The following is a 15,140-nucleotide window of genomic DNA, read 5'->3' as shown; positions in this document are numbered from 1 at the left end:
GGCACCGTCATCGAGGTCGTCAAGGGCGGCCTGATCATGGACATCGGTCTGCGCGGCTTCCTGCCGGCGTCGCTGGTCGAGATGCGCCGCGTGCGCGACCTCGACCCGTACATCGGACAGACCATCGAGGCCAAGATCATCGAGCTCGACAAGAACCGCAACAACGTGGTCCTGTCGCGCCGTGCGTGGCTCGAGCAGACCCAGTCCGCCGTGCGGCAGAACTTCCTCACCGAGCTGCAGAAGGGGCAGGTGCGCAAGGGCGTCATCTCCTCGATCGTCAACTTCGGTGCGTTCGTCGATCTCGGCGGCGTCGATGGCCTGGTGCACGTGTCCGAGCTGTCCTGGAAGCACATCGATCACCCGAACGAGGTTGTTCAGGTGGGTGACGAGGTCACCGTCGAGGTGCTCGACGTCGACATGGACCGCGAGCGCGTTTCGTTGTCGCTCAAGGCGACGCAGGAAGACCCGTGGCAGCACTTCGCCCGTACCCACCAGATCGGTCAGATCGTCCCGGGCAAGGCCACAAAGCTGGTTCCGTTCGGTGCGTTCGTCCGCGTCGAGGAGGGCATCGAGGGCCTGGTGCACATCTCCGAGCTCGCTGAGCGTCACGTCGAGATCCCCGAGCAGGTCGTCCAGATCGGCGACTCGGTCATGGTCAAGATCATCGACATCGATCTGGAGCGTCGTCGCATCTCGCTGTCGCTCAAGCAGGCCAACGAGACCGAGGCCGCAGTCGGAGACGACTTCGACCCGACGCTCTACGGCATGACGTCCTCGTATGACGAGGCCGGCAATTACATCTACCCCGACGGCTTCGATCCCGAGACCGGCGAGTGGCAGGACGGCTTCGACGATGCTCGCGCCACATGGGAGAAGCAGTACGCCGAGGCTCACGAGCGCTGGGAAGCGCACAAGCAGCAGATCGTTGATGCCGAGAAGGCTGGCGTCGAGGCTGCCGAGGCGAGCAACTACTCCTCGGACACCGCATCGGCTGCTGTCGACGAAGACGGCAACAGCGCGGCTCCGGTCCAGGAAGGCTCGCTCGCCTCGGACGAGGCCCTGCAGGCCCTGCGCGAGAAGCTGACCGGCGGCGACCAGTAGTCGTCACTGGCCACCTGCGCACGAACGAGACCCCCCGACCTGCTGGTCGGGGGGTCTCGTCGTGCGGGCCATGGTTCCACACCTTCGCCCGTCGATCCCGCGACGAGACCGGCACGAGCTCGTCGTAGTGACTGACCGGTCAGCGACTGGTCCGGACCGAGGAGCTGTTGCACAACTCAGACTGTCGGTCGAGCAGATCGTCGGCCTAGTAGGGGCGCGAGGTCGGGGGCGGCGCGCCGTCGGGCCCCGCTAGCTCGCCGCGACGCACTTTGCCGGTCGCCGTCCGGGGGAGTGCCGGGAGCCGTTCCCAGGTCTTGGGACGCTTCGGCGGTGCAAGCCGTTCGGCGGCGCGGGCCCGCAGATCGTCCGCGCTGACGTCGCCGACGAAGGCGGCACAGACCCGCTGGCCCCACTGGTCATCGGGACGACCGAAGACGGCAACTTCGACCAGCCCGGCGACGCCTTCAAGCGCTGCCTCGACCTCGGCCGGGTACACGTTCACACCGCCGCTGATGATCAGGTCCTCCCGACGTGAGTCCAGGTACACCAAGCCGTCCTCGACCCGGCCCAGATCACGCACGGTGAAGGCGGGCCCGTCCGGTGTCTGCCGCCAGCTGGTCGCGGTCTTGTCCGGATCGTTCCAGTACTCGAATCGCGCCCAGGGAGGAACGGCGCACCAGATCAGGCCCTCGTCGTCGATCGTGATGGTGCGTCCGGCGCGAGCGCGACCGACAGTGCCGGGATGGGCGCTCCAGTCCTCAGCCGAGCACGCGGTGAACTGCCCCTCGGTCGATCCGTAGAACTCCCAGACGACACTGGAGCCAAACACCTCATGGGCGCGTTGCCGCACCGGCAGCGGGCAGGGCGCCCCGGCGTGGGCGAGCAGCCGGAACGATGAGGCGTCGATCTTCTCACCGGTGGCGTCAAGATGAGCGAAGAGACGTTGCAGGTGCGCGGGCACGCAAAACATCGACGTGGGTGAGATCGCCTCGATCGTGTCGACGAGCGCGGCAGCGTCGAAGCGTGGCAGCACCGCGATCGATCCGCCAGCGAGCAGCGTTCCCGTCGCGAAGCGCAGAGGGGCTGAGTGGTAGACAGGAGAGACGACCAGATCGATGTCGCCGTCCGCGAAGCCCCACAGCTCCCTTTCTTCCAGCGCCAGCGCCTCAGCGTCGGAGGGGGACAACAGTCCGGACCACACCCCCTTCGGTTGTCCGGTGGTGCCGGACGTGAAGTGCATGGGCCGGCACCGCGGCCATGGCGCCAGGTCGTGCTCGGGTCCCTGAAACAGTGCCTCGAGCCGGTCCTGGGTGTTGATCACGATGCCGGGTTCGACGTCGCGAATGATGCGGTTCAGCTCGTGGTCGGTGAGTCGTGGGTCCAGCGGCACCGGGACGACTCCAGAGCGTGTGGCGCCCAGCACGACGTCGACGTATGCGGCAGAGCCGGGCACGGTGAGGACGACGCGGTCGCCCTCACGTGCTCCGGACCTCGCCAGGGCACCGGCGACGCGGCGTTGGCCGCTTTCGCTCGCGGAGGCTGAATGAACGTCGGGTACGGGCACCGTGCCTCCTCGTCGTCGGGCGGTTCGCGGCTGTGGGGGAGAGATGGGTCACGTCGGCCGCGAGGGTGTGATTCGTCAACGTGATTCGCCGGGTCCAGTATGGTTGACTTGACGGTCTTCCCCCCGGTGCCCCCAAGCGGCACGTCTGGTCATCCCCCACTCGTAGGCGGTTCCCCCGTGGCATCACCCGGTAACCGACGAGCTGTGCTGCACCGCAGACGTCGTCGGATCTCCGTCGCGCGCGCCGTGGTCCCCGGTCTTGGACTGTTGGCCATGTTCGGCGCTGCAGTGGCTGTCGTCGTCGACAACCCGGCGGCAGACCCCGCGGAGTCCGCTTTGGCCTCCACCAACGTTCTCGCCGTGGCCGAGGCATCCCCTCCCACCACCGTCAGCCGCGACGCTGAGCGTCCGCCGCTGCCCAACGACACCGAGATCGAAGCGTTGATCACCGATCTTCGCTACGCCAAGAAGAAGACCGCGATCCGTGCGGACTCCGATCCCGATTCCCCGAAGCTGGCCACGGTCAAGTTCCGCGACTCGGTCGACGTCACGGGCAAGGAGTCCGGCGACTGGACCCAGATCATGCACAAGGGCGCGCCCCGGTGGGTAGCGTCGAAGGACCTCGCGGTCGATCAGCCGCCGGTGCCCGAGCCGCCCCTTGGCACGGTTCCGTGTCCCACGGGCTCTGAGCGAGGGCTCCAGCCGGACACGGTCAAGGTGCTTCGCGCCGTCTGTGCCAAGTTCCCGGAGATCAGCAGCTACGGCGGTCTCGCCAATCGCGGCGAGCACGCCACCGGACAGGCGCTGGACATCATGAACTCCACCGCAGTCGGCAACCAGGTTGCCGAGTTCTTGATGGCGAACCGCGCCGAGCTCGGCATCGAGTACCTCATCTGGCGCCAGCGCATCTGGCGTCCGTCCACGTCGGGTGCCTGGCGCGGCATGTCGGATCGCGGTAGCGCCACGGCCAATCACATGGACCACGTGCACGTCACCACGTACGGCAACTCCGCCTCGAGCTGACGGATGCCGCTGTGGCGCTGACCGTGGGGCTCACGGGCGGGATCGGCTCAGGAAAGAGCACGGTCAGCGCTGAGCTGGCCCGTCTGGGCGCCGTGGTCATCGACTACGACCAGCTGGCGCGTGACGTCGTCGAGCCGGGCACCCCCGCGCTCGCCGCCATCGTGGAGAGATTCGGCGCCGATGTCATGCTGGAGGACGGAACCCTCGACCGTGCGGCCCTGGGTTCGATCGTCTTCGCCGAGGAACACGCGCGCCGCGACCTCGAGGCGATCACGCACGCCGCGATCGGGGAGCGTGCAGCGCAGATCGCCACAGCTGCCGCGGCCGACGCGATCGTGGTGCACGACAATCCGTTGCTTGTCGAGATGGGCATGGCCGCCCAGATGGATGTCGTTGTGGTGGTCGACGTCCCCGAGCACGTCCAGGTCGAGCGGCTGATGAGTCAGCGCGGCATGACCGAGCAGGATGCTCGCTCGCGTATCGCGGCCCAAGCCAGCCGCGAACAACGGGTCAGCGTCGCCGATCTGGTGATCGACAACACTGGCCCGGTGGACGACCTGGCAGGACATGTTCACGAGGTGTGGCGCACGCTCGTCGACAAGACCGCCGGGTAGCGACGTCTGCCTGTGCTAGGCGGCCAGATCCGGATCGGCGATCTGACGCAGCTTGTTGAGCGCCTCACGCTCGAGCTGGCGGACACGCTCGGCTGAGATGCCGTGCCGCTTGCCGATGTCGGCGAGCTTCTGCTGGCGTCCGTCAAGCAGGCCGTAGCGGGCCCGCACGATGTCGGCCTCTCGGTCGCCGAGGTGGCCCACCAGACGGGCGACCAGGTCGCGCGTCTCTGCGCTGATGATCTGTGTGTCTGGGCCCGGTGCCGTCTCGCGGGCGATCAGGTCGCCCAGCGACGTGTCGCCGTCCTCGTCGACGGGGGAGTCGAGGCTCACGTGATCTCGTCCCCACGCCATCAGGTCGATCACCCGGTCGACGTCCATGCCGAGCTCGAGGGCGACTTCAGCGGGCTCCGGGTCGTAGCCGAGCTGGCGTTCCAGATTGCGGCGTGCCGCCGTGACCTGGTTGAGCTCTTCAACGACGTGTACCGGCAGCCGCACGACGCGCGCCTGTTGGGCGATACCGCGGGTGATGGCCTGTCGGACCCACCACGTGGCGTAGGTCGAGAACTTGAAGCCCTTGACGTAGTCGAACTTTTCCACTGCGCGAATCAGGCCCGTGTTGCCCTCCTGAATCAGGTCGAGCATGGGCATGGCCGACCGTCCATACTTGCGTGCGATCGAGACAACCAGGCGCAAGTTGGCCGCGATGAATTCCTGCAGCGCCTGCTCGCCGACCTCGGCGATCCACGTCAGCTCTTCCTCGGTGGCCGACTTCGGAGCGCCGCCCTTGCGACGTCCGACGCGTCCGGTGTCGAGCAGGTGTCGGGCCATCAGGCCTGCCTCGATGGTCTTGCTGAGATCGACTTCACGCTCGGCATCGAGCAGGGGCGTGCGAGCGATTTCGGCGAGGTACATGCCGACGCTGTCTTTTCCCTCGGTGCTGGTGCTCCTGCTGGTGGTACTCACCTGGCGCCTCCCCATTGTGGTTCGACCATCTGTGGCCTGTACTCAACACAACGCAGATGACACCCGGGGGATTCCGCTCTCAGTGGCTTCTTAGGTACTGCGTGCTATGTCGATGATCCACGCGAGCTCCCAGGCGCGTTCCTTCCACGAGGCGTATCGCCCGCTGACGCCGCCGTGACCTCCGTGCATCTCGGTCTTGAGGAGCACCTGCACGTCGCCGGTCGCTGTGGCTCGGAGCCTCGCCACCCACTTGGCGGGTTCGACGTACATGACGCGTGTGTCGTGCAGGCTGGTGACGGCGAGGATCGCCGGATACGGATGCGCGCCGATGTTCTCGTACGGCGTGTACGACTTCATGTAGGCGTACACCTCGGGGTCCTCCAGCGGATTGCCCCATTCGTCCCACTCGATGACGGTGAGCGGCAGATCGGGGTCGAGGATCGTGGTCAGCGCGTCGACGAAAGGCACGGCCGCGACGATGCCGCAGTAGGCGTCGGGCGCGAGGTTGGCTACCGCTCCCATCAGCAGACCGCCAGCGCTGCCCCCTTCGGCCACCAGCCGGTCCGCACTGGTCCACCTTTCGTTGACCAGGTGCCGCGATGCGGCCACGAAGTCGGTGAACGTGTTGCGCTTGCGCAGCATTTTTCCGTCGTCGTACCAGTGCCGGCCGAGCTCTCCACCGCCGCGCACGTGAGCGATCGCGAAGACGAATCCTCGGTCCAGGAGGGACAGCCGCATCGCCGAGAATCCCGGATCCATGCTGGCCTCGTACGAGCCGTAGCCGTAGATCAGGCCCGGCGCAGTGCCGTCGCGCGGGGTGTCGACTCGACAGACGATCGAGACCGGAACAAGGGCGCCGTCGTCGGCCGTGGCCCAGGTGCGGTGCTGCTCGTACTCGGCAGGGTCGTAGCCGCCAAGCACCGGTGTCTGCTTGAGCAGCGTCAGCTCGTCGGTCTCGACTGTGTAGTCGAACACCGAGGAGGGTGTGACGAAGGAACCCATGCCCATGCGCAGGACCGGCGGGTCCCACTCGGCGTTGGCGCCCATGCCGCTGGTGAACAGTTCCTCGCCGAAGTCGATCTCGTGCGGCTCGCCCAGCTGTCCAGACGGGGTGATCGGCAGGATCGCGATGCGCGCCAGGGCGTCACGTCGGTACGACAGCACGATCCACCGCGCGAAGACGTCGATGTCCTCCAGTCGCGTGGTGTCGCTGCCGGGAACCAGCACGGTCAGCTCACCGGGCTGGGCGACGGGCGTCGCCGCCAGCTCGAAATTGAGGGCGCCGTCGTTGTGCAGCACCAAGAACACGTCGTCATCACCCATGACGGCGTGCTCGAGCGAGTACTCGACGCCTTCGCGGCGGGGGAGCACGGTGCGGAATTCTCCCTTCGGCTGATCGGCTTCGAGCACGCGGTACTCGCTGGTGACCTTGGAGGACAGGCCGATGACCAGGAATTTCTCGGAGTGCGTGCGTCCGACCCCCACGAAGTAGCGCTCGTCCGGCTCTTCGAACACCATCGTGTCATCGCCAACGGCGCCCAGGGCGTGACGCCAGACGCGGTGGGGTCGCCAGGCGTCGTCGACGGTCGTGTAGAACAGCTGGCTCGCGTCGGCGGACCAGGTGGCTCCGGCGCTCGCGCCGGTGATCTCGTCACCCAGGACCTCGCCGGTCCGGAGGTCCTTGATGCGGATCGTGTAGCGCTCGTCGCCGGTCGTGTCGACCGACCACGCCACCAGGTTCTCGTCGTCGCTCACGCTGAAGGCGCCAAGCGAGAAGAATTCGTGGCCCTCAGCCTCGATGTTGGAGTCCAGCAGCACCTGCTCGCCGTCGATCGGACTGCCGGCTTCCAGCTCTGGTGGCGTCCAGTCCGCGGCATCGGCGATCGGGCAGCGGCACCGGATCGCGTACTGGCTTCCCTCGACGGTGCGGGCGTAGTACCACCAGCTGGACCGTCGGACCGGGACCGACAGATCGGTCTCCTGCGTGCGGGCCTTGATCTCGTCGAAGATCTGCTGGCGCAGCGGCTCCAGGTGTTCGGCGGCGGCGTCGGTGTGGGCGTTCTCTGCCTCGAGGTACGCGATCGTGGCGGGGTCGTCCTTGTCCCGCAGCCACTCGTAGTCGTCGACCACCTCGTCACCATGGTGGACCCGCGTGATGGGTCGACGTTCGGCGACCGGAGGAGGCGTGACAGTGCTCATGGTTCGACCGTATAGGTGTGCCCCGGACGTAGTTCAGCGTCCTCGGTGGCGAAGGTGTGCACCGGACCCGGCGGAGTGTGCCGAGTCTCGAAGCGCACCGTGACGCGCCCGAGTCCGGCACCCCAGACCCAGCCGTCGCCGTGCTGTTCGTGGTGCACGTCCATGCCGGCCCGGTAGGTGACCGGCTCGAGGGCGGCGTCTGCCTCGGCCTCGGGTTCGGGTCCGACGTCCAGCTCTTCGGAGCCCTCGAACAGATCGTCCTGCACCCAGTCGGCGAGTCCGCTGACGCCCACGCCGATCAACCGCAGCCCGCCCCGCAGGTCGATCGAGGTGAGCAGTCGCTGGGCCGTCTGGCCGACCACGCGGGGACTGTCGGTCGGGCCCGGCAGTGTGGACGACCGGGTGTGGGACTCGAAGTCGTGGTGCCGCACCTTGAGCGTCACGGTGCGCGCCGACAGGCCCCCGGACGACAGCTTCTCTGCCACTGAACGACTCATCCGGTCGATGGTGCGTCCCAAGCGCTCGCGGTCGACCACATCGACCTCGAAGGTGTCTTCGATGCTGATCGACTTGGTCTCTCGATCGGCGACCACGGGTCGGTCGTCATCCGCGCGAGCCATCCGAAACAGCGACTGGCCCGATGCCTGCCCCAGGATGCGCACCAGATCGACATCGCCGAGCCTCCGGGAGTCGTCGACCGTGTGCACGCCAGCGCGGCGCAGCCGCTCCGCCGTGGCCGGCCCGACGCCGGGGATGGCCGTGACCTGCATGGGTCCGAGGACGTCCAGCTCGGTCCCGGGCGCCACGATGCAGACTCCATTGGGCTTGTTGATCTCGCTGGCGATCTTGGCCATCAGCTTCGACGATGCGACGCCCACCGATGCGGTGAGACCCTCGGTGACACGGGTGATGTCGGCGCGCAGATCAGCCACGACGGTCTCGACGTCCAGGGCGGCTGCGGGGCCAGCAGCCAGGTCCACGAATGCCTCGTCGAGGGACAAAGGCTCGATCAGCGGCGAGAGCTGAGCGAGCTGTTGCATGACGAGGCGACTGCTGTCGCGGTACGCATCGAAGCGGCCCCACAGAAAGGCGGCGTGTGGGCATCGAGACCTGGCTTCGGCCATGCTCATGGCCGATCGGACGCCATAGCGTCGCGCCTCGTAGGACGCTGTGCTGACGACGCCGCGGGTGCCGATGCCGCCCACGATGACCGGTTTGCCCCGTAACGAGGGCTTGTCCCGCTGTTCGACGGCGGCGAAGAAGGCATCGAGATCCAGATGGAGGATCGACGCGGTGGTGCGCATGTCAGGCAGAACTCACCGGGACTGGAGCTGGCGCTGCAGCTCACGGCGGACGGCGGGCCATTCGTGCGGCAGGATCGAGTACACCGCGGTGTCGCGCAGGCTGCCATCTGGCATCCGACGGTGGTTGCGAAGCACGCCGTCGTGCTTGGCGCCGAGTCGCTCGATCGCTCGGCGTGACTGCTGGTTGAGCCAGTGGGTGCGAAACTCCACTGCGATGCAGTCGAGGGTCTCGAAGGCGTGACCGAGCAGCAGCAGCTTGCTCTCGGTGTTGGTTCCCGAACGTTGCGCCGACGCCGCATTCCAGGTATTTCCGATCTCGAGTCGGCGGTCCTCGGGCGTCACGTTCAAAAATGCCGTCATCCCGATGATCGCGCCGGTGTCGAGGCGCCGAGCCACAAAGGGCATGAATGTTCCTGTTCGCTGCCGTGCGAGGCACTGCTCCACCCAATCGCCCATGTCAGGTGGTGCAGGGACCTGCGTGTAGTGCAGGGAGGCGAGGTCGCCATCGGCCGAGGCCGCAGCCAGACCATCGATGTCCTCGATGTTCATCGGGGACAGGGAGACCCTGGCTCCGGTCAGCGTCACTGGAGAGAGGAAGTCCACGGCAGGAGCGTACGACTCTCCACAGACTGATCGCGATGGCGCGCTTGTGCACAGACCCTGTGACGGTGCTCGCCGCACCGTGTCCACGGCCGCACCGTGAGGACATGACCTCCGACAGACGCCCGGTCTTCACGGCGCACGACATCCCCGACCTGTTCAACGCGTTGCCGACCATGTTCGGCTTCCGCCCCAGCGAATCCGTGATCGCCGTGGCCACCTACGGACCTCGGCGACGCATGGGATTTCGCATGCGCCTGGACATGCCAGCAGCGCGCCACGCCGACGAGGCCGCCGCCATGATGGTCGGGCACCTGCGCCGTCAGGATGCCGAGGGCGTCATCCTGCTCGCGGTCACCGAGCATCAAGATGTCGCCCACGACGTGCTCGACGCCGTGGAGCACCAGCTGGGAAGCATCGAGCCCATCGTGATCGCCCGATCGGATGGCCTCCGGTACTGGGTCGACGTTCCGGGCTTCCCGATCGAGGGCATTGCGTATGAGACGTCGGACCACCACCTGTCGATCGTGCAGGCCATCGCCAACGGGCAACAGATCCTGCCGGACAGGGAAGCCCTCGTCGGTCGTTTTGCGCCGGTGACGGGAGAGCGGCGCGCGCACATGATCGAGCTCACGGCGGCCGCCCGCACTCGAATGCTCGGGGTGCTGGCTGCCGCTGACGAGAGCTCCGACGCGGTGGGCCTGCGCGAGCTCGATCCGCTGCTCAGCCACGTGATCGGTGGCGGCACCGTGAGCGATGCCGAGGCGGCCGCGCTGTCGGTGTGGGTCTCGGCGATCACGGTGCGTGACGCCTGGTGGCGACGATTCACCCTCGACAACGCTGAGGCTGCATTCGACCTGATGGTCCGCGTGGCGAGCGTGGTCGTGCCACCGTACGAGCCGGCCGTGCTGTCGCTCGCCGGATTCGCTGCGTGGCTGACTGGTGACGGAGCTCAGGCAACGATCGCAGCGCAACGCGCACTGGCGGCCGATCCCGCCTATTCGATGGCATCGCTGGTGCTCCAGGTCGTCGAGGCCGGGGTGTCACCACAGCGCTTCGACTGGACCGATGACCTGCGCCACGCGGGGTGAGCGCTCTAGGGTGACCGCATGGGTCAGGACGTCGATGCCCGCGAGTTCAGCCGCGAGGACCGCACGCGCTACCGCGCCAAGGTGCGTCGGTGCCTTGACGTCTTCGCCCGGATGTTGGGAGAGCGCGACTTCTCGGTCGATCACACTCACGTCGGCATCGAGATCGAGTTCAACTTGGTCGACGACCAGTCCAACCCGGCGCTGAAGAACGGCGAGGCGCTCGAGGCGATCGCGGACAAGGACTTTCAGACCGAGCTGGGTCTGTTCAACATCGAGATCAACGTCCCTCCGGCTCGCATCGACGGCATGGGCCTTGACACGCTGCAGGCGAGCCTGCGCGACGATCTCAACGCAGCCCAGGGCAAGGCCGCCGGCGTGGGGGCGCACCTGGTCATGATCGGGATCCTGCCGACCTTGGCCGAAGAACATCTTGGGTACCACACGATTTCGCCCAACCCCCGGTATCGACTGTTGTCCGAGCAGATCATGGCCGCGCGTGGCGAGGACATCGCCATCGTGATCGACGGAGTCGACCGGCTGGACACCACGGCTGACACGATCATGCCGGAAGCGGCCTGCACGAGCACCCAGCTGCACCTGCAGGTCGAGCCGGATGACTTCGCCGCGTACTGGAATGCGGCCCAAGCCATCGCTGGCGTACAGGTTGCCGTGGGCGCCAACTCGCCGTTCCTGCTGGGACATCAGCTGTGGCACGAGACCCGCATCGCCTTGTTCGAGCAGGCCACCGACTCGCGCAGCGAAGAGCTGAAGGCGCAAGGAGTACGTCCGCGAGTGTTCTTCGGTGAGCGATGGATCACCTCGGTGTTCGACCTGTTCGAGGAGAACGTCCGGTACTTCCCGGCGCTGCTGCCCATCACTGATGACGAGGACCCGTTGATCGAGCTCGAAGCGGGCCGCATTCCTGGCTTGCCCGAGCTGCGGCTGCACAACGGCACCGTCTACCGCTGGAACCGGCCCATCTACGACGTGGCCGATGGTCGGCCCCACCTGCGCATCGAGAATCGGGTCCTGCCCGCTGGGCCCACCGTCGTCGACATCATGGCCAACGCCGCATTCTTCTACGGACTCGTCCCAGTCCTCGGCGGCAGCGAACGTCCGGTCTGGTCCCAGTTGTCGTTCAAGGCGGCCGAGGAGAACTTTCATCTGGCTGCGCGGCTGGGGATCGAGGCGGATCAGTACTGGCCCGGAGTCGGCACGGTGCCGGTGCGCGAGCTGGTGCTTCGTCGGCTGTTGCCGCTGGCCCATGCCGGTCTGGAGCAACAAGGCGTCGACGCCGAGATTCGAGATCGGTTGCTGGGGATCATCGAGCAGCGCTGCATCGCGGGTCGCAACGGCTCGACGTGGCTGATTGAGGAGTTTGCGCACCAGATGACGCTCGACCCTGACCGACAGGTGGCCCTGCGGGCCACCACCAGCGCCTACGAAGAGCAGATGCACAGGGGAGAACCGGTCCACACCTGGCCCACCCATTCCTGAAGAGACGCTGAAGCCCCGAGTCAGTCGACATTGTCCTGCCGTGGCACACTTGAGCGCAGAGGTTGACCACAGGTCTGTTCGTTGCGCCCTTCTACCGATGAGCGAGGTTTGACGTGCCGGTGAATCCCGCGGCCCGACTGGTCCGGAGGGGCTCCAAGCTCATTCGCAGTGCTGCCAACCGCAGCACCTCGGACACCCCCTCAGATTCCTCTCAGAAGTCAACATCAGACACGCCGAAGTCAGCCCCACAGCAATCCGACACGAAGTCCGTCAGCACACCCGCCTCCGCGAAACCAGAAGAGACCGTGACGAAGCCCCCTTCCTCCACAGCCAAGAAGACTCCCGCAGCCAAGAAGGCGACGCCGGCCAAGAAGGCGCCTGCCACCAAGGCACCCGCCAAGAAGGCCGCGTCGGTCGCCAAGAAGGCCAATGCCGCGAAGGCTCCTGCGTCGAAGACGTCCGCCACGAAGGCCGCTGCGAGGAAGGCCCCCGCCTCGAAGACTCCCGCCGCGAAGTCCGCAGCGAAGAAGGCTCCTGCCAAGAAGGATCCCGCCAAGAAGGCTCCTGCCAAGAAGTCGGCCACTGCCGCTGAGGAGTCACACGTGCCCGCCGCCATCGAGCTCGACAAGGCGCTCAGGACGCCCGGCGTCGTCGAAGGGGCCATCATCGTTGACGCGCAGGGCAACAAAGTGTTGCCGGACATTCCCGATGATGTGTTCGAGAAGGATCTCAAGACCGATCCCACCCTCAAGGAGGACGAGAAGGCTTCGTCCTCGTCCTCGTTCACCATCTCCGCGGCCGATGAATCCGATGAGCCGGTGCAACAGGTCATGGTCGCCGGAGCCACAGCCGATCCGGTCAAGGACTATCTGAAGCAGATCGGCAAGGTCCCGCTGCTGACCGCCGCCGAGGAGGTCGATCTCGCCAAGCGCATCGAGGCCGGCCTGTTCTCGGAGGAGAAGCAGAACAAGGGCGGGCGCATCGGCGCCAAGATGAAGGAAGAGCTGGAATGGATCGTCCTGGACGGACGACGCGCCAAGAACCACCTGCTCGAAGCGAACTTGCGCCTGGTTGTGTCGCTGGCCAAGCGCTACACGGGGCGCGGCATGCTGTTCCTGGATCTCATCCAGGAGGGCAACCTCGGTCTGATCCGCGCGGTCGAGAAGTTCGACTACACCAAGGGCTTCAAGTTCTCCACGTATGCCACCTGGTGGATCCGCCAGGCCATCACTCGGGCCATGGCCGACCAGGCCCGCACCATCCGCATCCCGGTGCACATGGTCGAGGTCATCAACAAGCTCGCCCGCGTCCAGCGCCAGATGCTGCAGGACCTCGGCCGTGAGCCCACGCCTGATGAGCTCGCCATCGAGCTGGACATGACGCCTGAGAAGGTCGTCGAGGTCCAGAAGTACGGTCGCGAACCGATCAGCCTGCACACGCCCTTGGGCGAGGACGGCGACTCAGAGTTCGGTGACCTGATCGAGGACTCAGAGGCCATCGTGCCAGCTGATGCGGTCTCGTTCACGCTGCTGCAAGAGCAGCTGCACGCGGTGCTCGACACACTCAGCGAGCGCGAGTCTGGTGTCGTGTCGATGCGCTTTGGTCTGACCGACGGTCAGCCCAAGACGCTGGACGAGATCGGCAAGGTCTACGGGGTCACGCGTGAGCGCATCCGCCAGATCGAGTCCAAGACGATGAGCAAGCTGCGACACCCGTCGCGCTCGCAGGTCTTGCGCGACTACCTCGACTGAAAATCGCGGAACCGCACCGATGATGTGTCGGTGACGACGGTCGTCCTGCAATCGGCGGGCACCCAGAATCGCTCGCAGCGAGCGTGACGAACGAGCCGGGGTCAGGCGCGGAGCCTATCCCCGTCGTTCGTCGTGAAGCCTTGTGAGGTCTGCCATGATGAGGTCGGCGATCTTGACCTGGACACCCTGCGGCGGCGGGCCGTCGGTCGTCACTGCGGAGACAAGGCCGACTTCACTGCCTTTCTGACCGACCCAGATCAATCCATCGGCAGAGGAGACCAGCGCCGAGCCGGCCTGTTCGAGGGGCTGATCGCTCCACTTTGTTGTCTTGCAGGACTCGAGGTTCTCGACGAGCCGCCTTGCTGCACTCGAAGCCGTGGCGGCCGATGGGAACCCAACCACCTCGTGCCACACCTGCCCGGTTTCGCCGTTGGTCGAGACGTCGAAGTTCCCGCCAGAGCCGCCTCCCGCTTCCGATGCCCAGTCACCCGCACATGGTGAGCCTTGAAAATACTTTTGCACGTCGGCGATGGACCAGTCGGGCACACGCGCCACGATCTCGCGGAAGTCCACTTCAAACTGTTTGTCCGCCGGCAACGCCTCGGCTGAGGACGAGCTCGAGGTCGACGGCGCAGGCTTCGATGTCGATTCCTCGCTGTCCGCACCGCACGCAGACAGAGAAATCGCCGCGTACATCCAAAGTCCAACTAGGCTCAGAGCGCGCCAATGCGTCATTGGCGCATGATGCATTCTGCCAGTGATTTTCGCCACGGACGCCTCATTTCGCAGCCGCAGCTTCGACCCATCCGGGCGCGCTCAGTTCCGACGTCACGAGCCGTTGGTTGCGCTGTCACCCATCAGTATCGAACGACCGACTTCGGCGCGCCAGACCTTCGCTACGAATGAACGACCGCGCCGCGCGACTCGGGGGATGTTTGAGGTGGTGCGGTGTGTAGGGGTCGCCGCTGGGGGTACGTGTCGCCGCATGAGCCCATTTCGAGTTCGCCCTCTCGGTGGCACCTTCGGGTGCCTGACGATGATCGCGGTTTCTGTTGCGCTGTCCGTGATCCTGACGATCCTGGTCAATATCGGTCGCTGATTTTTCCTGAAGGGACGACCGCCCCCCGGTGCCGAGGTGACAGGGCGACGGTCCGCATGGTCCCCGAGCTCCATCTCGAGGGCCGGATTGTTCGCGCACAAGTTTTGTCGGGAGCCGACGTGTGAGGTGACAGCGGATCAGGCACCTGCTGATTGAGTCGACACCGCCGCTCGCTTCAGACTGGCATCACGGCCACCAGCCTGAGTTGAACGACAGGTTCGCGGGGGTCGTCGTGCCACGCTCGCGCCATCGCGGTGTCGGTGCGCGTGTTCGAGGTCGGTTTGATGAGCGCCCTAGCGGGTACGACGGCGACAACATCCGCAATTCCCTCACA

Annotated in this window: 12 protein-coding genes; 6 read left to right on the top strand and 6 right to left on the bottom strand. The window is 66.2% G+C overall.

All coding sequences use genetic code 11. The features are described from left to right. The coding region (locus WB508_RS00135; RefSeq protein WP_423842835.1) for a S1 RNA-binding domain-containing protein at positions 1-1,101 on the top strand (1,101 nt) is incomplete at its 5' end. 205 nt (positions 1,102-1,306) lie between these two features. Here the strand turns inward: WB508_RS00135 and WB508_RS00130 are convergent. Further along, the gene (locus WB508_RS00130) at positions 1,307-2,665 is read right to left on the bottom strand and encodes a class I adenylate-forming enzyme family protein (protein WP_423842834.1); all 1,359 of its coding nucleotides are present in this window, start codon (positions 2,663-2,665) and stop codon (positions 1,307-1,309) included. Between the two features lie 177 nt (positions 2,666-2,842). On the opposite strand from WB508_RS00130, the gene WB508_RS00125 reads away from it, so the two are divergent. Beyond that, a complete protein-coding gene (locus WB508_RS00125) occupies positions 2,843-3,688 on the top strand; it encodes an SH3 domain-containing protein (protein ID WP_423842833.1) in 846 nt (281 codons plus the stop codon). Between the two features lie 11 nt (positions 3,689-3,699). Continuing rightward, the gene (coaE, locus tag WB508_RS00120) at positions 3,700-4,302 is read left to right on the top strand and encodes a dephospho-CoA kinase (RefSeq protein WP_423842832.1); all 603 of its coding nucleotides are present in this window, start codon (positions 3,700-3,702) and stop codon (positions 4,300-4,302) included. 15 nt (positions 4,303-4,317) lie between these two features. Here coaE and WB508_RS00115 read toward each other — a convergent pair whose 3' ends face one another. The 4 genes from WB508_RS00115 to WB508_RS00100 form a co-directional block, all read right to left on the bottom strand. Continuing rightward, positions 4,318-5,280 carry a sigma-70 family RNA polymerase sigma factor gene (locus WB508_RS00115; RefSeq protein ID WP_423842831.1) on the bottom strand — a complete coding sequence of 321 codons (963 nt, stop codon included), beginning with the start codon at positions 5,278-5,280 and terminating at the stop codon, positions 4,318-4,320. A gap of 75 nt (positions 5,281-5,355) precedes the next feature. After that, a complete protein-coding gene (locus WB508_RS00110; protein WP_423842830.1) occupies positions 5,356-7,464 on the bottom strand; it encodes a S9 family peptidase in 2,109 nt (702 codons plus the stop codon). Continuing rightward, complete coding sequence (locus WB508_RS00105; protein WP_423842829.1) at positions 7,461-8,768, bottom strand: DNA polymerase IV; 1,308 nt, start codon at positions 8,766-8,768, stop codon at positions 7,461-7,463. Before WB508_RS00105 ends, WB508_RS00110 begins: the two co-directional genes overlap by 4 nt. Positions 8,769-8,780: 12 nt before the next feature. After that, positions 8,781-9,371 carry a GNAT family N-acetyltransferase gene (locus WB508_RS00100; RefSeq protein ID WP_423842828.1) on the bottom strand — a complete coding sequence of 197 codons (591 nt, stop codon included), beginning with the start codon at positions 9,369-9,371 and terminating at the stop codon, positions 8,781-8,783. 104 nt (positions 9,372-9,475) lie between these two features. On the opposite strand from WB508_RS00100, the gene WB508_RS00095 reads away from it, so the two are divergent. The 3 genes from WB508_RS00095 (at position 9,476) to WB508_RS00085 (ending at position 13,707) form a co-directional block, all read left to right on the top strand. Continuing rightward, positions 9,476-10,459, top strand: a complete 984-nt coding sequence (locus WB508_RS00095) for a DUF4192 domain-containing protein (protein ID WP_423842827.1) — start codon at positions 9,476-9,478, stop codon at positions 10,457-10,459. A gap of 18 nt (positions 10,460-10,477) precedes the next feature. After that, positions 10,478-11,956, top strand: coding sequence for a glutamate--cysteine ligase (locus WB508_RS00090; protein ID WP_423842826.1), 1,479 nt, complete (start codon positions 10,478-10,480; stop codon positions 11,954-11,956). Positions 11,957-12,117: 161 nt separating this feature from the next. Beyond that, positions 12,118-13,707, top strand: a complete 1,590-nt coding sequence (locus WB508_RS00085; protein WP_423842836.1) for an RNA polymerase sigma factor — start codon at positions 12,118-12,120, stop codon at positions 13,705-13,707. Between the two features lie 114 nt (positions 13,708-13,821). Here WB508_RS00085 and WB508_RS00080 read toward each other — a convergent pair whose 3' ends face one another. Continuing rightward, the gene (locus WB508_RS00080; RefSeq protein ID WP_423842825.1) at positions 13,822-14,478 is read right to left on the bottom strand and encodes a hypothetical protein; all 657 of its coding nucleotides are present in this window, start codon (positions 14,476-14,478) and stop codon (positions 13,822-13,824) included. Positions 14,479-15,140 lie beyond the last annotated feature (662 nt).

Source organism: Aeromicrobium sp., assembly GCF_049586495.1.
Classification (GTDB): domain Bacteria; phylum Actinomycetota; class Actinomycetes; order Propionibacteriales; family Nocardioidaceae; genus Aeromicrobium.
This window is presented reverse-complemented; position numbering and strand designations above follow the sequence as displayed.